Origin of the sequence: Aeromicrobium wangtongii, from assembly GCF_024584515.1 — a bacterium.
GTDB lineage: Bacteria > Actinomycetota > Actinomycetes > Propionibacteriales > Nocardioidaceae > Aeromicrobium > Aeromicrobium wangtongii.
Genome location: NZ_CP102173.1, coordinates 2197735 through 2219760, shown reverse-complemented (window position 1 = coordinate 2219760; position 22026 = coordinate 2197735). Strand labels below are relative to the sequence as shown.

The window sequence follows — 22026 nt, the reverse complement described above, 5'->3', positions numbered from 1 at the left end:
CCTATCGAGTGAGTAGACCGAAGACGTGACTTGCAAGGTCTTCCGGGACGTTCTGATACACAACTGCCCCCGCGCTGCGAGCGACTGCGGGGGGCAGGCACGACGCTGCCGTCAGAGCACGTCCGTAGAGCCCGGGTAGTTCTGCGCCGATCGGGACCATGAACAACTGCCGGCCGGGGTCATACGCCACAAGAGGCCTGCCACGCATCAGTGCGGCGACATGCTTGCTCAGTTGAACAGGGCACCGTGCATACGTTCCTTGGCGCAGGTCCTCTTCGGACCGGACGACATCTAGGGTGGCGAACTTGCGGATCCGGTAAGCACCTTGTGCCTCGTAGTTGTCGACGAGCTTCCACGAGGCGTGCTCGACGTCGAACCACGAAATATCGCCGTCGGCTGATGCGCTCTGCCGCGGAAGTTGCTTCAATACCTCGCTCATAGGCAGCAATGTCTGAACCAACTCACGCCAGGCGTCGGGAATGACAGCGATTTCGCATTCGTCAGCGATTGACTCCGTCTTGCTCCCCAAGCGTGAGGCGAAGGATTGCGGCGGTTCCTTGCCGTCAGCCTTGACGCCCGCCCCGTCCGCATGGATGGCGTCAACGATTTCGTTATAGAGCCCAGTCGGCCAGTGGCCGTTGAACGCAAATTCGCCGTTCGAGCAGCCTGTCAACTGGGTGGGACTGATTTCCCATGCTGTCGGCCGGAGAGTCCTATCGTCTCGACGAATTGAGATGTGACCCAGCGTCTCCAAGGTGCGCGAGAAGTGGTCGACGAACAGCCCTGTTGGCTCGATCTGAAGCGCGACCTTCTCCAACGATGACCATGATCCTCCGCCCAGGTGCTGCAGCGTGTCGATTGCGACGGTCCAGTCCCGATCGTCCGCAGACTTCGTCGTCGCCGGGGTTAGAGCTGAGAGGTCGTGCACGGGATGCACTTGTTGTGACTCTGCTGGCTCCGCTCCGTGCCGCCGCGTCCTTCCCCTCGTCGGATACCGCTTCACGAGGCCGCAGGTCTTGCAGCGCCCGTGGACCCAGGATGTCGTCGGACGACCTTTGGAGTCGAGTGGGACGGTCTCGATCTCTTCGCGGTGTCGTCCGGTTCTTATGCACGAGTCTGAGTCCGGAACGGTGATGCGCATTGGCTCGGCTTCGCGCCGCCTCGTGCCAACCTCCTTGGACCACGAAGGGAGCTGTGGGGGAGCGTCACCCGGACCCGGGGACTGGTCCGCCAAGCCAAATACCGCGTGACCTTGAACCGACATTGACTCCGTTTGGGTGGCGACACCGAGAGCGCCGATTCCTGGCCCGTAACTGATCGACTCGGCGAGGTGCCACTGACGCTCGTCTCGAGTGTCGCCTGATCGGAGATATAGCATCGCGCTACTTGACGGGTCGCTTTGGCCGCTCAGAACCAGTTCCACCCGGTAATCCGCGTCGTGGAGTTTGAGGCCGCGAAGGGTCTCAATGACGACCCCTGTGCCGTGATCTGACCACTCAGCGACCTGTCGCTCCTCGACCTCTTCGGACGAGCGGTCCATCAGGACTAGTCGAACGGTGAAGCCGTCTGGCGCATCGCTGACGGCGCGAACCTCAGGAGGACGGGCGGTATGCCACTTCCCACGAACACTTCCTGGGATGACAAAGCCACTGGAGATTTTGAGCGTCGAAGCGGTTAGGGGAATGAGCGCGGCCAGGTCGTCCATCTTGTTTGCTGGAATCAGTGGTCCTGGATGGTTTAGGACCTCTACGCCCGTGAACAAGGTCCAGCCCTCGGGTTGCCCTGGGTACGGCGTCGCCGACTCCCACCCCGGGCGGGCGACAACCGCGAGGATCTCGGCGACCCGAGGCGCCAAGCCATCCTCCACAAGAAGGCGCAGGTCGTCCCCAAGCATGATCTGCTGGACTTCGACCCACCGTCGGGAGAATTCGTCCTCCCTGAAAGCGACGAGCCGCCTAGGACGACGCTCCAGCGTAATGCCGGAGTAGTCGTCGCTCACCCTCAGCACGCCGGCCAGGACGTCGTCTGGGTGAAGGGAGGATCCAGGTGACAAGCCAAGCGCACCTGGAGCGTCTGGGACGAGGTCAATGGATGCAGTGGGCTCTGCTGAGAGCAACCGCATGGTGCGGCCAATCTGGGCTTGAGGGACGTATAGGAGGGCCGACATCGCAAACCGCTTCCGCGGGAAGCTGCCGAGTTCAAGCGTGAGGTGCAGCCGGCCCGATGCCGAGGATTGACCCGTGCCGCGGCCGGTGACGGAGCCATCCCAGGAAGAGAGCGTGACGGCGGCCGCCTCGGCGATCCGCGACCGCGCCTGTCCGTTGGACCACAGACGCGCGAGACTCGCGGTGACGGGGCAGTGGGCTTGCTTGATCCAGTTGTCGAGCAGAGGGACCAAGTCGGCCGGTGCCACTTGGCTGCCAGGGGCGAATCCAAAGAGTTGAAAGAACTCCTTCAACCTTTCTCGATCGCTGCTTCGGACCAGTGCCTGAGAGACGGACAGGCCGACATACCGGTGAGCCAACGAGTACGCGGTTGGGATCCCCCGCCCGCCCTCCTCTTGAACAAGCCAACGGTTGAGCTCACTCCAGTAACGCTCGGCTACGCGCCGGTACGCCATCTCAAGCGAGGGGTCGCTCGATCGCCAGCGGAGTGCCTGCCGCAAACGGCCAAAGTAGTTGTTCGCCGCCATGCCGTCGCCACTGGCCATCTGCTCAGCCGCAAGAGAGAAGCACGCAAGCACGCCGAGGATCGGCGGAGCTGTTATACGGCCGCCGCGAATCCAGGCGCGGAGGCGGGTGTCGTGGCGGGCGAAGACGCGGGCGGGACCTTCCGAGCGATTCAACGTTGCCCCTGCAACATCGCAAAGCGCGTCGACGGCGTTAACACTTGCGATGTCGAGCGTGGCAGCGAGTTCATCGAGGAGGTCATCCTCGAGATCGAGGTAGACGGGTCGTACTTCCTCAGAGCGCGCGAAGATCACCTCAGCGATCGCATCGTTCCAGCGGTCGTACTCACTCCACACGTCGGGCACGAATTCCTACCTCCCAGGTCACACTGGAACGTACAGAAGTCCGCTGACCAATATGGGCGGATTGGTAAATAACTCGGCCAAGAGGGATGGCCCGATGCACGAGGTTGCTCGCGAGTACGTGCGAAAGGATCCGGCTGGCAGTACAGGAGTGGCAAACTCCGAAAGGTCGTGACCTAGGTGGTCCAACGCTGCTGGTCAGACATCGTCTGGTCGCTTCGAGATCTCGAGTGAATTCGGATGTCATGGTCCGTGACAACTGGCACGCTATGCCGCATGACGCAGAGCACAGGACCAGGCTGGTATCCAGACGGAACCGGTACCCGCCGTTACTGGGACGGTCACCAGTGGACGATTGGTGAAGCGCAGTATGCAGCGATCACGCGCCGGCCATCGAACCAAGAGCCATCGGGGCCATCAACTCGACGACCGTCACCGTCGGCGCACGCGACGCACTCATCCCGCGCAGTTGCGGTGCGGTACTCGGGGCGCGACGGGGCGCTCGTTATTGACGGCGGAGACGTCGTGATCGAGCACGACAGTCGTGATATCCCAGATTTCCGGGTGCCGTTAACTACCGTCACGGCCGTGCACTTCGAGCCAGCTACGAGGTGGGTCAGCGGCATTGTCACAATCGCGGTTGATGGTGAACCGCTCGTGGTGCCCACGGGCACGGCTTGCGGAAGCGACCTGCGAACAGTTGTGTTCAAGCACAAAGCGAACGATGCGTTCTACGGCCTGCAAGCCTGGCTCAAGCAGGTTGTCACTGCGAACGTGGGCTGACGAGTTCTACGTCGTCTCCGGAAGAAGTCACGCATTGGTCTCTAGAAAAAGAGATGGCCCCCGGAACTCCGCGTAGGTCTTTCGAGGTTGCCGCGGGTGCCGGCGGGTTCTTTGTGCTCAACTTCGACTAATTAGGCATTGCAACAGATCGATCTCTTACTCAGTAATGACGAGGACCGCGGTTGTACGCAGGTCGGCACATAAGTCAGATCCGTGACCACAACTGGTTCGGCGCGGTCGCGGTGAAGTCACTACCACCCGCTCGGGGGGGGGGGGGGGGGGGGGGGGCACGCCTGCTTCGGCGGGTCGTCTTGACTCGTTTGCTCCGCCGCACGCCTTCGATGCAGCAATCCGCATCAGGTGAGCGACCTGGTCACGACCGATGTCATGACCGGCCCGCCGGGCTGCTTTCCAGATCTTTCGAGCCCCCATAGACCAGGTAGTTGTCCTCCCACAGTTGCTGCACCGGCAGCATTGGCTCATCACGGACCGCACGCGCAGAAGGCTGTCGGCTCTTGGCCCTCGTAGTAGTTGGGTGTCCGGAAGAGTCAGCGGAATCGGTGAGGGCGCAGGGCGCCTGCCTGTTGGGGAGATTTCGTCGCCTGCAAGGTCTGATGTTGGACACCGCCGCAAACCTGCTTGCCTTGGCCGGGCGGGACTAACTGCTGGATTCGATCGGCGTGCCACCTGTGTTTCTCTCCATCAACAGATCTTGTCGAGTCGCACTTCCATCAGGGTTTGGTGAGTCGAATGGTGCTAGTTACCTACAACTCCCAAACGGCATCAGGATCGTCGAGCAGTGCCCGTACCTGGCTCAGGTCGCCCAGTTGTGCCAGCGGCGATTCCTTCGCGATGTCGACGATGCCGCGCAGGATCTCGTGGATCGTCTCCCCGTCGCCACGATCGAGAGCAGCATCGAGTCGCGCGAACATTCCTTGATAGATCGCGCGTCGCTCGGCGAAAACCTGATCGAAGTACTGGGACAACAACTTCTGTGCAGCCTTAATCCGGCGAACCTCGGTTGTCTCATACGCCTGCAGCTTTGCGCGGGCCGTCAGCTGCTCGTCATGGGTCTCGAAGCATTCACGAGCCGTCGAGATGATGTTGGTCAACGCGTTCAACGCGTCTGAAGACGTGACTGCCGCGCCGCCCTTGCCGGTCACAACCTTGCCGATCAGTGGCCTACTTCGCTCCGTCATCCTGCTCTTCCTTAGCCATAGTCCTGTACTTCACAGTAAAAGTCTCCGTTCTGCCGTTCACGCCGCCGTCGCTGTCCAGCACCGGACAAGCGGCCACGTCTCGTACCGCCATCACGAGCGTCATGGCTTGCTGGAAGCGGTCCGCGTGTTGTTGAGGATCGAATGCCTCGGACTCGAGGAGATCGATCGCGGCGACGGCACGCGTAGATAGTCTCGCCAGGAGGCCCGACAGCTCCTTGCAGCGAGCGCAGATCGCCCCGAGATTTGTTTCGGTCAGGTCCAGCTCGGCTATCCCAACGGCGACCTGTGCCTCCAGCTTGCGTGCCTGGGTCAGGGCCTTGGTTCCTTGACCCTTGATCACCATTCCTCCGACGAGGAGGGCAGGCCCGATAGTCACAAAATTCAGTGCTGTGGCACCTAAAGCCATCCCTCCACCGCCGGACGCGAGGCTGCCACCGCCGAGGAACGCGAGCGTCGCGCTCTCTGCGGCTGCGCCACTTAGGCCGGCGATTGCTGCCCCGGTGCTCGCAGCGCCGAAGGAGCCGACCGCCGTCGTCAATCCCGCCCCGACGCCGGCGCCGGTCGCGCTTGACGTGAGAACGCCGGACATCCACCGGATTGCATCAATATCCAACCCGCGCAGACCCGGGACCTGGCTTAGTGATGCGTCGACGCCATTGACCAGCAGACGCTCACTTTCCTTGACCTGGCGTTCGTGTCGACGTAGGAATTGACCCATCCGCAGCACCACGTCGTTGAGGGCTTGCTCTTGCTGACGACCAAGTCGGGCGAGGGTCGCATTGGTGGAGGTCAGTGACTCTTCGCTAGCTGCGCGCCGCTTTTCGTAGTGTTCTTTGGCGGCAGCCAGACGGTTCTGGGCCTTTTTGATGTCGTAGGCGCCCTTGCCGCCCAGGGCGACACCGCCCCCTCCCGAGAGCGTGCCCGCGGCGATGAGTGCCGCAGCTATCAGCGGAATTGGCATGTGTGATGTCCCCTTCGAAGATCCTGAGCCTGACACGGTTCGCCGGCGGACGTTCGAGGTTCCGCGAATTTACAGGCCGGTCGTGAGGAAATGGCTCGGCCGGGCCCGACACTGACGAGTCGACAGGCGCTGCGGAAAGGCGAAGCCCCGATGCCTCGAGGCAGGCAGCCAGTCCTAGATGGTTCTCACAGTTCGTTCGAGCCATTTCGGACCACGGCGTCTCGTTCAACAGACCTTTGACCCGGTCGTCCCTACGATGTTCTTCGGACGGGAATTCTCGGGAGTGAGTGGGATGAGTAGCAAATCAATCGGCGGCGGGTCGAGTGCTGTCGCGGCGTCCGCTCACGCAGCCTGCAACAGATTCCGGGGGACCGACCCCCTCATCGTTGGACGATCGCGGCGAAAGCTCGCCAAGGATGTGGGTTTCGCCGACGACTTCGGCAAGATCCCTGAGGCGCGGTGGCTGCGCGCCGCCACGTTCGAGCGACTTGTGCGCGACGACAAGTTCGCGAGCGAGGTGGCCACCACCACCGTGGGGCGACTCGGCCTCGATCGTCCCCAATCCGTGGTGATCAAGAGCGGACACAACAGGCCGGCCGATACTGCCGATGTTCTTTCGGCCGCGCATGAGCGAGCTGTCGCGCACGGTTCGGCCACGATGATCTACCAACTTGGGCTTCCGTTCGTCGGGTTCGAAGAGGACGCGGGTGCTACCCCCGTTCTTCCCGACTTCGCGGTGGTCATGCGCAAGAGGAAGTCGGAGGTTGGCGGCGACGCCGGCAGCTGGTTGATCATGGGCGACGCGAAGGATTACGAGCGCGTGCGGTCGAAGATCGACGACGGGCGCTTGTTGAAAGGCTTCCTCCAGGTCGCACTTGGCGCCGAGTCGGCCGCCGGCTGGTCCAAGCTGCCGGCGGGCATGGACGTCCATCAGTACGGCGTGCTTGCCGTGCCGCGCAACGCTTTCCTCCAGCCTGAGGCGCTGGTTGAGGACATCAGCGATCATCGTTCTGAGGTAAAGATGCGCGTCGCGGAGCGGCGCGAGGAATCCGACGGTCTCGCACTCGGCGTCGATGACGACATCGCGGACTTCGTGGCCCACCTGGAAGCAACTTTCGACCCCGCTCGGTGCACGACGTGCACATTGTTCGCCTACTGCCGCAACGAGCTGCGTCACTCCGACCGACCCACCGATTTGTTGGTGGAGTTGGGTGTGGCTGCCGACGTCCGTCCTCACGCAGCGGGCCTGGTCGACGACCACTCGCAGGTGGGGCCTGTGCCACGCTCGCTCGAGGCCATGATCGTGGCGTCGCGCGAAGGCATCGCGCAACGAACGGGCCAGCGGCGCCTCGATCCCGTCGGGCGTCCGGGAACCATCAACGTAGTCGTCGCCAAGTCCGACAGCGCCGCGCTCGGCGTGCTGGGCATCTCGACCCAGCGCATCACGGCGAAAGGACCTACCGACTGGACATCGACGGTGTTCAGCAACCCGCTCGGGCCCGAGACGCGCCGCTCGATCATGAAGGTGCTTGGAAGAGAGGTCTCGGACGCGATCGCCGAGCAGCGGTCAACTAATCCCGAGTCGCACGACCCCGTCCACATCGTGGTGCCGGAGCGAGCGACGGCCGACATCCTGGTGTCGATTGCCGACAACCTCGCCGGCATTGAGATCAGCAGGCTCCGGTGGCAGCGCGATAAAGAGATGGGTCGGCCGCCGCTGACGTTCAACGGCGAACCCGCGATCGTCCCGCCGGCCCTCCGTGAGCTTCAGCGGACGGCCGTGTCCTTCCTGCTCGAGGAGGACCGGGCCCGAACGCTCCAGGTCCGCAGTCCGATCGTCGACGTACGAGCTGCGCTCGCCCGCTTAGTCGTTCCCGGGGGGCCGGCTGTCAGCGCGTTCCGACTCGACTACCTCGTCGTCTGGGCCAGGGCCGAAGCCGACAACCCGCTTGACCACCGAGCGATCGCGGACGAGGTCGAGGAGTCGATCCATACGCCTGGCGCCAGATTGACCAGCCGTCGGTCTGACGCGATCCATCGTGCCTATATGGGGGACGCCGGGGGTGAGGACCGACCGGCCGAGCCGGCGAAGTACGAGCAGCTGATCCTCGACGAGCTCGCCTACAAGCAGCAGGTGCTCGACGATGCGCGAGAAGTCCTCGACGAATTCCCGCAGTCGGCGGTCGGCGAGCTGCACCGCCGGGCCGAGGCGAACGCTCAGGCCGTCTGGTATCGGCGCCTGACCTTCCACGCGTCTGATCTGGTGCGATTCGGACGGACGACACGACCGTGGCGCCGCGAGTTGGTCCCAGTCGTCGAGAGCGACGACAAGGTCGCCAAGCAACTGGCGATCATCGCCAACCCGCAGGTTGCACTGGACGCTGCGCAGGACGCAGGCAACCGAAACGTCACCTTCGCCAGCGTGGTCGCCGTCGACCCGGTGGTTGTGGAGGTCCAGTCGCGTCAAGTTGCAGACGAGTCGCGCATCGTACTGCTTCACGTCAACGGAGTGCCGTGTGTCGAGGGCGAAGACGTGACGATCGACAAGGGGAAGGTCATGGGCCTGTCCATAGGCCCGTTGTCGGTCGGAGACCATGAAGCACCGCGACGGTTCGACTGGAAACCGGCGCGGGAGCCTGAGCTCGAGGTCGGTGACCAGTTGGTCATCGCAGACTTCACCTGGTTTTGTGATCTCAAGAGGAACACGCACCTGGCGATCGAGTTCCCCAAGGTAGACGCCAGCCGCGCTCCGCAGAAGAGCTGTGAGGTCGACAGCTTCTCGAGCGACCCGCCGGGCCACCAGTGGTGCTGCCGTCCTCACGAGGACATGGAAGCCGAGTGGTCCGACGCACTGGCCGAGAAGCGAAAGAACGGCGAGCTCAACCCGCAGGCGTGGCCCCCGATCGTCGATGCGGATTCATTTGAGGTGTCGCCGGCCGGCGCAGAGCAGGGCGACCCCGGAGCGGCCACCCCCGAACCGGTTCCAGAGGGGCTGACCATCGATGACATCGACTGACCAATTCGTGGAGTTCATCCCGCCCGTAGCATCGGAGGCCGCTGACGCTGTGCACCGTGCGATCGCTGCTGCGGAAAACGCCGCAGTAGCCGACAAGGCGAGCGGCCAGCTGCTCGCGGCACTGTCGGGGGACACCGACATCGAGCGCATTCTGATCAAGGCAGCTGCGGGTGCCGGCAAGTCGTACGTGCTCAAGAAGCTAGTTGAGGACGCCGTCAACCATGTCGACTGCCGGCGGGTCGCGGTCGTGGCTTTCCAGAACCGGCAGCTGTGGCCGATCGCGAAGGCACTCGGTGACCGCCTCGGTAAGGGCGCAGTGACGCTGCTCGTCGCCAAGGGCAAGTCTGATCTTGTTCCGGACGACGTGGTCGAGGCGGCCACCGTCGTGGAGTCGATCAAGGCCGTCGCCCAGGACACTCAGGTCGTCATCTCGACCTCGCACAAGATGAGTTTCGACTTTGGCAACACTCTGAAGCACCTCGGTGCCGGCACGAACGGGCAGGCACCGTACGACGTCCTGTTCATCGACGAAGCGTGGCAGCTGCCGCACCACCTGTTCGACCCGATCCAGGGCAAAGCACCCATCACGGTCGGCGTCGGCGACGTCGGTCAGTTGCCACCGCTCGAGATCGGCACCAACCCATGGCGCGGCGACCCCGGTTTCAACCCGTACCGGGCGTGGCCCACCAACTACTACGGCGACGCGCACACGTTCGAAACCGAGTTGCCTGCCGTGTGGCGACCGACCGCCGAGCAGCTGCCGCTGTGGCGTGCGTTCTATCCCGAGTGGGCAGCATTGAATTGTGTAGCTGCCCCGGGTGACCGGTCGGTCGATCTCGGCCCGATCTCGGGTCTTGCGGCGGCCGTGTGGGCGCAAGTCGCGAGCGGCGTGCCGACCTTGCTCGAGGTCGACGGGTTGCCCGATGCTGAGGCCGCCGACATCGACCTGCCACTTGTCGAGTTCGCCGAGCAGTTGCTCGAAGATCTGTTCTCCGCCCAGTTCGCGCTGGTCCGCGCCCGCACCGACGACACGGGCACACCGACGGGGGAGTGGGAGTCAACCGGGCCGGGTGACGAGCCTGACGACACACTGGTCACGTTGCTCGCGACGCGCAACCAGACCGTCGACGACGCAGCGGACGCCGTCGAGCGGCTACGGAAGGAGTTCGGCCTGACCGAGAAGGACCTGATCGCGTCGACCGTCGATTCCTGGCAGGGACAGACGAACGGCATCACGCTCGCGATCCACCCGCTGACCGGTGCCGCCCAGCTCGACGAGTTCAACTCGCATTTCGGGCGCCTCGCCGTCACGTGTACCCGCGCCACCCACGGACTCCTCATGCTGGCGCGCCCCGGACTCGACGAGTTGTTGAACAACGCTCCGGCGCGTCCGGGCACGCCGTTCGGTGAGCCGGGGAACCGGCACCTGCCCCGGCAAACTCATCAACGTATCCTTGGCGCGTTTGCGCGAGGAACTGTCACCGTCGAAGGGTAGAACTGACTCCGTGTCGAGACTCAACGATCTGATCCGCCAGGTAGCTCATCAAGACGGCAGGCTCGCAGCCGATCTTCGGCGCGAGTTTGACGCCCTCGCCGATCGCCGCGCGTTCGGGCTGAACTTTGAGCGGCACACACCGGAAACGGTCGAGCTGCCCGGCCGGCCGGTGCGTAAGAACGACAAGGTTCGCATCCTGCCAGAACGAGGCCAGATGCCTAAGAAGTCGGACGAACGTCTGTTCAAGGTCGTGAAGGCTTACACCGAGGCGGGCGACCGCTGGGCCGAGGTCGAGGCCATGGACGACCCGAATGAGAAGCGTTCAATCGCTATCGACGATCTCGTCGTCGTTGCCGAGTTCCGTGACCCGATCTACCCCGGCCTGGTCACCACCGGAAAGGTCGAGCGCGGCGGCGACAAGCCGTTTCACACCGTCATTAACGCCGAGAACTACCACGCGCTCCAGGCGCTCCTGTTCACGCACCGCGGCAAGATTGACGCTATCTATATCGACCCGCCTTACAACACAGGCGCCAAAGACTGGAAGTACAACAACGACTACGTCGAGAAGGAGGATCACTATCGCCATTCGAAGTGGCTTGCCTTCATGGAACGTCGCTTGCAGCTAGCGAAGGAACTCCTGTCGCCTGAGGGCGCAATCGTTTTGACTATCGACGAGCATGAAGTTCATCGGCTCGCACTGCTTGCGGAGCAGGTAATGGACGGTTTCACAGTTCAGATGGCCACGCTCGTGAACAATCCGAAAGGGGTCACGCAGGGTTACCTCTCGCGGGTTGAAGAGTACGCCCTATTTTGTTTCGGGCCCAGTTTCCAGATGGCTAGCGCACCTGACGACTTGCTGACGCACAAGGAGACAGTTCAGGCCGCGGATGGGCGGATCAGGCCACGATGGAAGGGCCTACTCAGGTCGGGAGACGACTCACAGCGTGCGGATCGTGAACAAATGTTCTACGCGGTTTGGATCGATCCCTCTGCGCGCAAGCTCATCCGGGCTGATCCGTTTCTTCCGCTAGGTACCGAACCGGACTTTGACCTCAAGGACGACGCCGGAAATGTGGTTGCGTGGCCCGTGCGGAAAGACGGTTCGCTTGGCCGATGGGGAGTGGGCCCAGACACGTTGAACCGGTTGATTCAGGACGGCTTTGCGGCATGCGGACGGTATGACAAAAAGCGATCCACCTGGAGCGTCTCCTACCTGTCGGAGAACGTTCGCGCGGAAATGGATGACAATCTTCTGGAAATCCTCGGGCGAGACCCAGAGACAGGCGTTGCTGACGTCGTCTATGTAGATGCTGCCTCACGTCGCGCGCGCACAGTTTGGCATCGCTCGAGTCACGACGCTGGCGCGAATGGAACTGACCTGGTTGGAGAGTTGCTTGGAGCGGGCCGAACCTTTCCGTTCCCAAAGAGTTTGTACGCCGTGGAGGACACACTCAGGTTGTTGGTTTCGAGAAAGCCCGAGGCGATTGTTCTCGATTTTTTCGCTGGATCCGGGACGACGACGCATGCAACGATGCGACTTAACCGCCAGGACGGCGGTCGTCGCACTTCTATTTCTGTGTCCAACAATGAGGTTCCTTCGAAGGATCAATCCGAACTTCGAAGGAACGGCGTCCGGCCGGGCGATGCCGGCTGGGAATCCCAGGGCATATTCGAGTTCATAACCAAGCCTCGTCTACGGGCGGCGGTGGAGGGGCGAACGCCGAGTGGTCAATCGCTCAACGGATCGTACAAATTCACCGATGAGTTCCCGATGGCCGAGGGGTTCGAGGAGAACGTTGAGTTCTTCACACTCACGTACGAGTCGGGAATGCGCGTGGCCAGCCACCGCGAGTTCGCCAAGATCGCACCGCTCCTGTGGCTGCGAGCGGGGGCAAGGGGTCGCCGCATCGGCGACATCACGACCGGATGGGACGTAGCCGAGGCCTACGGCGTGATTGCAAACCTGGACCTGAGCGAGCCGTTTATCAAGGCGGTCGAGGCGCAAGACGGCCTCACCCACGGATACATCATCACCGAGGAGGACCGCCTCTTCGAGGCCATGGTGCGGCAACTGCCGGCGCACGTGGAGCCGGTTCGTCTGTACTCCTCGTACCTCCGAAACTTCGAGATCGAAGCCGCGAGGGCCGCGCGATGAAGTTCACTCTCAAGCCGTACCAGCAGACCGCCCTTGAGGACATGCTGACGGCACTCGACCAAGCAACGACAATCAACCGTCGTGACGCAAAACCGACGTCGGTTTCCCTGTCTGCGACCACCGGTGCCGGCAAGACTGTTATCGCGTCGGCCGTCATCGAGTCGCTGTTCTACGGCAACGACGACTACGAGTTTGAACCCGACGACGGGGCCGTCGTCGTGTGGTTCTCCGACGACCCGAACCTCAACGAGCAGACGCGCTTTCGAATCATGGAGGCGTCTGACAAGGTCATGTCGACCGACCTCGTGACGATCGAGCCGCCGTTTGCGAAGCCGAGGCTCGAGCCCGGAAAGGTGTACTTCCTCAACACGCAAAAGCTGTCGAAGTCGTCTCTGCTCACACGCGGACACGAGGTCGTCGACGAGGCGGACGTTCTGGAGGGTACGCACGCGAGCGTCCAGCCCGACCTGCAGGGGTATACGATCTGGCAGACTATCGCCAACACGATTGAAGATCCTGATCTGTCGCTGTATCTGATTGTCGATGAGGCACACCGCGGTTTCGGTACGAAGCAGACGCGAGACAAGTCGACAATCGTTCAGCGACTGGTGAACGGACACTCTGGGTACCCGCCGGTCCCGGTCGTCTGGGGCATCAGCGCAACCATCGGCGACTTCACGCAGGCGATGGATGAAGCGGCCGTGTCCGGAGACCGCCGCTACCTTCCTGCCGTGAAGGTTGACGGGTTCCAGGTCCAGGAATCGGGTCTTGTCAAAGACATTGTCAAGGTGGACATCCCTGCTGAGGCCCAGGCGATTGACATGGTGTTGGTCCGACGCGCAGCTGCGAAGTTGAAGCACTCGACTGAACGATGGCAGAGCTACTGCGAGTCGCAGGCGCTCCCAGATGTGGTCAAGCCGCTGCTGGTGCTGCAGGCGCCGAACACGCCGGACCACGACAAGATCGGCGAAGCGCTGAACGTGATCTTCGAGGTGATGCCCGAGCTGAGCTCCAACGCCGTGCGTCATGTGCTCGGTGAGCACTCGCTCCAGACGTTCGGGTCGCACCAGGTCGACTGGATCGAGCCGCAGGTGGTGCAGGACCGGTCGCACGTGCGCATCCTGATCGCCAAGGATGCCATTTCCACGGGCTGGGACTGTCCGCGTGCTGAGGTACTCCTGTCCTTCCGGCCCGCAAAGGACCACGACCACATCCAGCAGCTGCTGGGTCGAATGGTCCGCACGCCGTTGGCGCGCCGTGTGCCCGGTGATGACGAGCTCAACTCGGTTGATTGCCTCTTGCCGTTCTTCGACCGGGCCACGGCCGGAAGTGTCGTGAAACTGCTGACCGCGCAGATCGATGGGGTGCCCGACTCCTCGGGACGCAAGGTGATCGAAGAGGAGTGCGTGATGACTCCGAACAAGACGCTCCCCGAGTCCGTGTGGAAGGTGTGGGACGACCTTCCGACTATGACGATTCCCCAACGCGGTACGTCGCCGGTGAAGCGATTGACCTCACTCGCGCTCGCGCTGTCGACTGACTTAGTGCGCGAGGAAGCGCTCGCCGAGGTCGCAATGCGGATGCATCGCGTGCTCGATGAGTCGGCCGCGCAGTACAAGACGCGCGTGAAGGCGGCCACTGCGGAGGTGCTGGCCGTACGGCTCCAGCAGCTCTCGGCCAAGTTTGGCGCTTCAGGCCTCGAGTACACCGACATCGTGGAACAAGCGGACGACCGAGCAATCCGGTTTGCGTTCGAGGACGCCAAGAAGGCTTTCGGCTCGGACATCGCCAACGCGTACGTCGACCACTTGACGGCGGGTGACGATGGCGACGAGGCACTGCGGGAGGCGTATGTGCGGACTGCAGCCCTGTCTTACGTGCCTGAAGTTCGGGAAGCCGTCGACAAAAAGGCTGATCAGATAGTTCAAGACCTGTTCGACGAGCACGCCGAAGCGATCGAGGCGTTGCCTGACGACCGCCGGCAGGAGTATCGCGACATCAACGCACTCGCGGCGACGCCTCAGGTCGACCGACTGGGCCGCCCGCGTACGCGCATCGAGGACTACGTCGAGACCGACGAGAGCGGCCAGACGACCCGAGCCGAACTGGTGAAACTGCACCTCATGTCGGACGAGAACGGGGATGCGCCCGTCACGAAGCTGAACGACTGGGAGGTCGAAGTCGTGAAGCATGAGATCGGCCGTGACGGGTCCATCGCTTGGTACCGCAACCCCCCTCGGCAGACGGCCGACTCGCTGGGTATTGCGTACCGCGACGAGGCGACCGGTAACTGGCGGTCGATGCATCCGGATTTCGTCTTCTTCCACGAAGTGGCCGGAGAGGTGAAGGCGTCGATCGTCGACCCCCACGGCCACCACCTGGACGACTCGCTCGTGAAGCTCCAGGCGCTGGCCGCTTTCGCCGAGGACCATGGCGATGCGTTCCACAGGATCGAAGCGCTTAGCAAGGTCGGCAACGTGATGAAAGTGCTGAACATGAAGGACGACGACGTTCGCGGCGCATTGAAGGTCGGCGGGCAGACCGTCGACTGGTTCTACAACTCCCAGTTCGCCGCCAACTACTTCGCGGAGGAAGCAGTATGAAATCGGACCAAGGAATCGAGTTCCTGGGATGAGTGAGCACCGCCACCGCGTGTACGTGATCGGACTCGACCTTCCTGGGCCGGCGATTGCAGCAAAGGCCGTCTACGCAGGGGAGGCGTGGTGCCGCGGGTGGGGCTGCCGGCCCGAGAGCGCCGATTCATGAAGTCTGCAGAGAAGCAGTAGAACGTGCCGAGTCGCGTGGCGTGGCTGGCGTTCGACGCGGACCAACAGCGCCAGACGCAGCTGCTCGTGGCCGCGCTGAACGAGACGTCAGCGATCGATGAGTTGGGCTTGGGCGTCTTTCGTGACCTCATCACGGGAGCTTTGCACCCCGGACTCACGGTCCTTCACACCAGAGCGAAGTATCTGCTCTTCATCCCGCACGATTTCAAGTCGCTCAGTGGCGATTCTGCAGACAGCGTGGCCGCCGAGGCCGAACGGCGTGAAGTGCGATTGATCTCGACTCTTCTGGACTTCTACCGGGCCGATCAGAGTGGGGATAGCGATCGGGGCATCATCGGTCGTCGCGGCGGAGCCGATACGCGCCGCCCGAGCGACGCCTATTGGGGTTTGCTCCGGCGACTAGACATCGTTCACGGCCCTGGCGCTGCATCACGGCGGGCCTTGTTCGAGGAGGTAGCCGAGTCGAAGGCCGCAGCGCGAGGCGCATTGGGGTTTCGATCTGACGATGACGTCGACACCGAATCGAACACTGCATGGCGGGAATTGCCGCCGATTGCGCTCGACCGCGGCTTCGCCTTCACACGCGAGGAGGCCGACTGGCTGGCGCAACGGTTCCGCGATGCGGAAAGGCACGTGGAACCAGACCGTCGTTCGCTGATCCACTGGCTCCTGACCGAGTCGCAGGCGGATCCTGTTGGTGCGCTCGAGCGGTTGCGGGACGCCCACCGGCCGGGGGAGCACGAGGCGCTTGAATCGATGCCGGCTGCGACCAGGCACGTCGTCTATCTGGGGAGCGAACTCAACCGCGTCGCCTACGGCGCCCGCATTCTGTACAACTACCTGTGCGCAACGGGCATGCCGGCCCACGCGCCAGATCGGGACGAATACGTCGACCGGCATGACGAGTCGCTGACGGCATGGGCGGCCGAGTTTCGCTCTGACCCGGTGACCCCGGAGACCATAGGTGCGCTGGATGATTGGGCCAGGTCGGAGCTCGAGAGGCGACGCGCCCCGGGCGCCAGCATTCACCGCTTGCGCCGCGCGCATAGTTTCCTCAGCGATTGGCAACGTCTGGCTGAGTCGCCGATTGACCTCCGGAGTAGCGACGCGGCCGCGCGGCTGGTGACCCAACGCGAGGCGCTTCTGAAGCCCGGTCGTGCTCGGATCAACAACACGGAGCTGCTGCGGACCTGGGGCGGAGAGTCGGGCCTAATGAACTTTGACTACAACTGGGTCGTCGCTCGTCGAGTCATCGGCGACGTCTGCGAAGGGCTTGCCGCCAATGCTTGACCTCGACGACACCGCGCTGCTGCTTGACGCACTCAGGCCGCCGCGAGGCTACGAGCTCGACGTGGCGGTCGGAACGACCTTCACGCTTGACCTCGTGACTCTGCTGGCTGTTCCGGTCTCGGCGACCATGACCGCGGAGCAACATCAGCCTGCCGATGTGCTCGAGACGATCCGTCGGTACGCAGACCGTACGATCATGTTCTGCCAGGCAGGGGCCATCGGGATCCCAAGCTCCTATCGACCCGCTCTAACCTTCATCGAAGGATCGGTCGTTGAGATCAAGAAGCCGGGCGGAGGAATCTTCCATCCCAAAGTCTGGGTCGTGCGCTTCAGCAAGGGCGACGACACCACCCACCGCGTGATCGTGCTCAGCCGGAACCTCACGTTCGACCGCGCGCTCGACGTGATGGCGCGATTCGACGAGGACGGCGCCGACGGCCCGCGGCTCGACACCTCGGAACTGGAAGGTCTGCTCGGGGGACTGCCCAGAGCCAGCGCACGAAAGATGCCTGCCCCCCAGCGGGCCATGCTGCGCGGCCTGCTGGAGAGCCTAAAAGTTGCTCGCCTCAGCTTGCCGTCACCGTTCACATCCGGCCGGACTGTGGCCCTGAAGCCCGGACCGCAAAGCGTCTTCTTCGCAAAGAGTTGCGACCGCGCACTGGCGATCTCGCCGTTCCTCACGGCCCCCGCAACCAGCGAGTTTCTCACCACCGGGAAGTCCTGGGCAGGAGTCGTCTCGAGGCGGTCGTCTCTGGATTCGGCTGCTTCCGGTTTGAGAGCGGCCGACAAGACGTTCCGACTGCGCGACGTCGTCGTGGACGTCCAAGACTCACTCGACGAGCTGGTTGACGTTACCGAGGATGTGACAGCACGTCCCGCGCACCGAGGGCTGCACGCCAAGGCCTTCATCCAAGATCACGCACGCTTCTCAACAGTCTGGATGGGGTCGGCCAACCTCACCGACGCCGCCATGACGACCAACTACGAGTTGATGGTGGAATTGACGGGACCTCGGGCTGAGGTCGGCGTTGATCGTCTGCTGAACCTCAAGGCTCCCAAGAACAACCTGGCAAGCTTCGTCGAAGCGTACGCACCGGACCCCTCCTCCGCAGGAAGCGAGGAAGTCGAGATCTCTGATGCTGAGCACCTGGCCTACGCGCTGGCTTCCAGCGAGGTGCACCTTGTGCTGACAGACCTAGGTGAAACCTTTGACGTGGAACTCACCGCCGTCCTGGATGTCTTGCCTGAGGACGCCACGGTCACGGCGCACATTTTGTCGCTGCCAAACGACGTGCAGGCGGTGGTTCGCGGCAGTGCCAAATGGGGGGGCCTGACAACTCGCCACATCACACCGTTCGTCGTGCTTCGCGTGGAACTAGCCGCCAAGTCTCACAGCGTCCTGGTTCGGGCGACGATGACCGGCGACCCCGAAGGCCGCAAGGAGTCGACCATCGCCCTAGCGATTCGGACCCGTGATGACTTCCTCAGGTACCTCGGTGCGCTGCTGGGTTGGAACCTGCCCTTCCTGGCGGGTGGAGATGGAGACGGCGAGCGGTCCGGGGGGCGGTGGGGGTCGGCTAAACCCGAGGACCGGCTGCTCGAAGATCTCGTCACCACGGCTTCCCGCGCGCCCGAGCGGTTCGAGTCTCTCGAATCGACGTTGCGTCATCTGGAGTCAAACCCAGAGCTAGCTGGCCTCACACCGCCCGAGTTTCGCCAGCTCTGGGACGCGGTGCGTTCAGCACGAAAGGGAAGACGATGAGGGGGCGGGGACAGTTGCCCGCCGCTGAGCTTGAGCGGGCAGTCTCCGGGCTCAAGCCTTTCCAGCAACGCACGGTGGAGACCGTCGTCGATGCGATGTTTGAGCGGGACCAGCGTCGATTTTTGGTTGCTGACGAGGTCGGCCTCGGCAAGACCAAAATTGCACGATCACTCGTCGCCGAGACCGTCAAGCGATTATGGGACAAACCTGACGTCGGTCGGATCGACATCGTGTACATCTGCTCGAACCAGCAGATCGCCCGCCAAAATGTCGAAGATTTGATGGTGTTTCCGGGCAGCGCGCGGAATCTGGTTGACCGCATCACGATGCTGCCTGCGGCGCTCAACGACCTCGGCGCAGTCAACGTGCTCGCCTTCACGCCGTCCACATCGCTCACCTTCGGTCACGCCGGAGGCAAAGCTGGCGAGCGTGCCATGCTCTATCGGATCCTGTCCGATCGCGCCGGCGTCCCATCGATCACAAAGCGGGCACGTGCCTGGGATCTCTTCAGCCTCGGCACCAAGAACTTTGCGGGGTCAGAGAAACACCTACGGGCGAAACCTATTCCAGAGGCCCTTGTTCGGTCTTTTGTGGCGCAGCTTCGGAGCGCCGGCCTGTTAGAGCGACTCGATCATGCGACCGACGGTCGGCGGATTCCGGACGACTCGAGGTATCGGCCACTGATCTCGGCCATGCGGCGGGAACTGGCCAAGTGCTGCATCGGCTTCCTGACCCCGGACCTCATCATCCTTGACGAGTTCCAGAAGTTCACTGACGTCCTCGACGCGAAGGGTGAGGACGGCGAGCTGGCCAACCTGCTGCTGCAAGGCTCCAACGCCCGGGTCCTTCTGCTTTCTGCCACGCCTTACAAGATGTTGACCAACTCGTCAGACGAGGAAAGCCACTTTGAGGGGTTCGAGCGCACGGTCCGCTTCCTTCTCGGTCCGGATCGCCAGGAGGAGCTCACCACGCTCACACGTGGTCTCGAAGAGATCCGGACCGGGTTGCTCCAGCGGAGATCCACCGCCCGACTGGGCGCCGCTTCTCGCGAGGTCGAGTCATTGCTACGCAGCGTCATGGTGCGCACCGAGCGGCTCGCCGCGACGCAGGACCGTGGTGGCATGTTGAATACCCAGTCGGCACGAGTGAATTGCGAGGTGACGAAGGCCGACGTCGAGGCATTCATCGACGTCGACGGCGTAGCGAGCACACTGCGTGGAGTGCCCTCGATGGTCGAGTACTGGAAGTCGGCGCCGTACCTGTTCAACTTCATGGATGACTACAACGTCAAGTCAGTGATTCGGCAGCGGCTGCGGAACGGCGACCAGTCTTTGGCGACGGCATTGCGCGGCAGGCAGCCGCTCACGCTCGCTGCACTCGAGGGATACAAGAAGATCGACCCACTCAACGGACGCCTTCGTTGGTTGCTCGACGACCTGGCGAGTGATAACGCTTTCGACCTGCTGTGGATCCCGCCGGCCATGCCTCAGACGACGCTCGGCAAGAAGTTCCACCAGGCCAGGTCTTCGGGAATGACCAAGCGACTGCTCTTCTCCGGGTGGACGGTCGTGCCGAAGGCGGTCGCTGCCATGACCAGTTTCGAGTTCGAGCGACGCCATCACCGCCCTGACGTGAAGTATCGCGAAGCACGCAAGAAGTTCAGTGGCCGATTGGTGGCGGACACGCCGACGACGCTGGCACTTCACCTTCCGAGTCGATTCCTGGCTCGCCTGGGAGATCCGATCGCCATTGCTTCAGATCTGGGCTTGTCGTTGCCCGTTGATCGTCTCGTTGCTGAACGTCACGTAAGCGCGATGATCGCCGAGGCGATTGCTCCACTGCTTGAGAGGGCCGACCACGGTGGGCCGGCACGCACTATCTGGTATGCCGCCGTGATGCTGCACCTTGATCAAGATCTGAAGCAACTCACAAGCTCGGACTTCACCCAAGGTGCCAAGATCGACTCGCGGGAACTTTCTCGGCTGCTAGATGAGCTACGCCGACGGAGGAATGATCCGGCCTCATGGGGACGTCCCCCCGACGACCTGGTGGACGTCCTGACGAAGCTGGCGCTGGCCGGCCCGGGCGTCAGCGTCCTGCGAGGGCTTGAGCGATTGGTGGCTCGCCACGAATGGCAGATCGAACACACCCAGGTACTCCGTCAGGCTGCTGGGGTTGCATGGTCGTTCCGTGCTCTCTTCAACAGCCCCGAGGCGGACTCCTTGATCAGCAGGGGAGGGGCCAGCCAACAGGACTACTGGCACGACGTGGTCGACCACTGCCTCGACGGCGGACTCAACGCGGTGGTCGACGAGTGGTTCGACTTACTCCCGGACCAGGAACGCATCAGGCGTCAATCTGCTGGCGGTGGGTTGAAATCCTTGAGTGCCGTTGCCGGGCACGCTTCGCGCGTGCTTCGTCTTTCAGACGGACTGGCGTACGCGGACCGGTTCAACGGCAAGCCGGCACAGAAGCTGCCGCGGGATGCCATCCGCACCCACTTCGCGATGCGTTATGGACAGGCGCGTGGTGACACGGCCGACGGGGAGAACCCCACCGACGTGCGAAACGCTTTCAACTCACCGTTCCGCCCGTTCGTCCTGGTTTCAACGTCTGTGGGCCAGGAAGGTCTGGACTTTCACTACTACGCGCACGCGATCGTGCACTGGAACCTGCCGAACAATCCGGTCGACCTCGAGCAACGCGAAGGCAGGGTTCATCGGTACAAGAATCACGCCGTGCGCAAGAACGTCGCAGACTGGGTCTTGTCGGATCCGACCTTCGACCCGACGAACGACCCGTGGACTTCAGCCTTTTCCCACGTTGGCGAATCCGATGGAGGGCTGTCGCCGTGGTGGATCTTCCCGGGCAGATCGACTATTCAGCGACTCGTGCCCATGTTGCCTATGAGCCGCGAGCAGGGAAGGCTCGACCGGCTTGTGGAGGCGACGAGTCTCTATCGCATGACGATGGGCCAGCCGCGGCAGAGCGAGATCCTCGAGGTGCTCGCGCAACTCGATCCGAATGACCAGGCGAAGATGCGCGAAGCGATGTCAATGGACCTTTCACCCCGCGTGCCCGACCATCACGTCACGGGGTCGGCAACCACGAGCCCCCGAGCCGAAGCGGCAGGCAACTGACGCAGTGCGGTCGAACGAACAAGGTCGCGTCAAGATCCGATGTGGTTGAGATTGCGCACTCACATTTTGTCGATCCAGGTGTCGCGTTCCCGGTTGTCCCAGGCGCTTCCATCTGTGTCCTTGGATGCCCCATGCTGTGTTTTGAGACGATCGATTACTCGACGGGCCTGAAGGGCTGTCAAAGCCCTCAACGAGCTGACCTCAGAGAGAATCACGGACTCGACAAACTCCCGACGGTCGTCCTGCGACACGAGCCCAGCGTCGTCGAGCCCATTACGGATGATCTGGACCTGTTCATCGCGTGCCCGCGCCGGCACGCTTTCGTCACGCGGCTCAGGTTCGTCACCCAGATCAAATAGGCCCTCGGTCATGCAGGCAATCGTA

Annotated in this window: 12 protein-coding genes and 2 pseudogenes; 9 read left to right on the top strand and 5 right to left on the bottom strand. The window is 62.9% G+C overall.

Annotated features, from left to right (window positions below; all coding sequences use genetic code 11):
* Position 1 precedes the first annotated feature (1 nt).
* Positions 2-3034, bottom strand: coding sequence for a hypothetical protein (locus tag NQV15_RS10930; RefSeq protein WP_232399888.1), 3033 nt, complete (start codon positions 3032-3034; stop codon positions 2-4).
* 237 nt (positions 3035-3271) lie between these two features.
* Here NQV15_RS10930 and NQV15_RS18230 point away from each other — a divergent pair.
* Positions 3272-3385: pseudogene (locus tag NQV15_RS18230) on the top strand (DUF2510 domain-containing protein); the annotation flags it as partial.
* Positions 3386-3556: 171 nt separating this feature from the next.
* A complete protein-coding gene (locus NQV15_RS10925; RefSeq protein WP_232399887.1) occupies positions 3557-3814 on the top strand; it encodes a hypothetical protein in 258 nt (85 codons plus the stop codon).
* A 191-nt stretch (positions 3815-4005) separates the two neighbouring features.
* Here NQV15_RS10925 and NQV15_RS10920 read toward each other — a convergent pair.
* From NQV15_RS10920 to NQV15_RS10910, 3 genes and pseudogenes are all read right to left on the bottom strand, one after another.
* Positions 4006-4385, bottom strand: a pseudogene (locus tag NQV15_RS10920) (IS3 family transposase); the annotation flags it as partial.
* Between the two features lie 193 nt (positions 4386-4578).
* A complete protein-coding gene (locus NQV15_RS10915; RefSeq protein ID WP_232399886.1) occupies positions 4579-5013 on the bottom strand; it encodes a hypothetical protein in 435 nt (144 codons plus the stop codon).
* On the bottom strand, positions 4997-5995 hold the full coding sequence (locus NQV15_RS10910; RefSeq protein WP_232399885.1) for a DUF3482 domain-containing protein: 999 nt from the start codon (positions 5993-5995) through the stop codon (positions 4997-4999). The genes NQV15_RS10915 and NQV15_RS10910 overlap by 17 nt, the downstream gene beginning before the upstream one ends.
* A gap of 418 nt (positions 5996-6413) precedes the next feature.
* Here NQV15_RS10910 and NQV15_RS10905 point away from each other — a divergent pair, with 418 nt between their 5' ends.
* From NQV15_RS10905 to NQV15_RS10875, 7 genes are all read left to right on the top strand, one after another.
* Complete coding sequence (locus NQV15_RS10905; RefSeq protein ID WP_232399884.1) at positions 6414-9011, top strand: hypothetical protein; 2598 nt, start codon at positions 6414-6416, stop codon at positions 9009-9011.
* Entirely contained in the window at positions 8998-10506 is a 1509-nt protein-coding gene (locus NQV15_RS10900; RefSeq protein WP_232399883.1) for an AAA family ATPase, read from the top strand. Before NQV15_RS10905 ends, NQV15_RS10900 begins: the two co-directional genes overlap by 14 nt.
* A 10-nt stretch (positions 10507-10516) precedes the next feature.
* Complete coding sequence (locus NQV15_RS10895; protein ID WP_232399882.1) at positions 10517-12664, top strand: site-specific DNA-methyltransferase; 2148 nt, start codon at positions 10517-10519, stop codon at positions 12662-12664.
* Positions 12661-15267 (top strand): DEAD/DEAH box helicase, encoded by a 2607-nt coding sequence (locus NQV15_RS10890; RefSeq protein WP_232399881.1) that lies wholly within the window; start codon positions 12661-12663, stop codon positions 15265-15267. Before NQV15_RS10895 ends, NQV15_RS10890 begins: the two co-directional genes overlap by 4 nt.
* A gap of 186 nt (positions 15268-15453) precedes the next feature.
* Positions 15454-16740 (top strand): DUF6361 family protein, encoded by a 1287-nt coding sequence (locus NQV15_RS10885; protein ID WP_257125044.1) that lies wholly within the window; start codon positions 15454-15456, stop codon positions 16738-16740.
* Positions 16733-18502 (top strand): phospholipase D family protein, encoded by a 1770-nt coding sequence (locus NQV15_RS10880; RefSeq protein ID WP_232399879.1) that lies wholly within the window; start codon positions 16733-16735, stop codon positions 18500-18502. The genes NQV15_RS10885 and NQV15_RS10880 overlap by 8 nt, the downstream gene beginning before the upstream one ends.
* A gap of 74 nt (positions 18503-18576) precedes the next feature.
* On the top strand, positions 18577-21642 hold the full coding sequence (locus NQV15_RS10875; protein ID WP_232399878.1) for a helicase-related protein: 3066 nt from the start codon (positions 18577-18579) through the stop codon (positions 21640-21642).
* Positions 21643-21701: 59 nt separating this feature from the next.
* On the opposite strand, the gene NQV15_RS10870 is transcribed toward NQV15_RS10875, so the two are convergent.
* Positions 21702-22013 carry a hypothetical protein gene (locus NQV15_RS10870; protein ID WP_232399877.1) on the bottom strand — a complete coding sequence of 104 codons (312 nt, stop codon included), beginning with the start codon at positions 22011-22013 and terminating at the stop codon, positions 21702-21704.
* Positions 22014-22026: the final 13 nt, after the last annotated feature.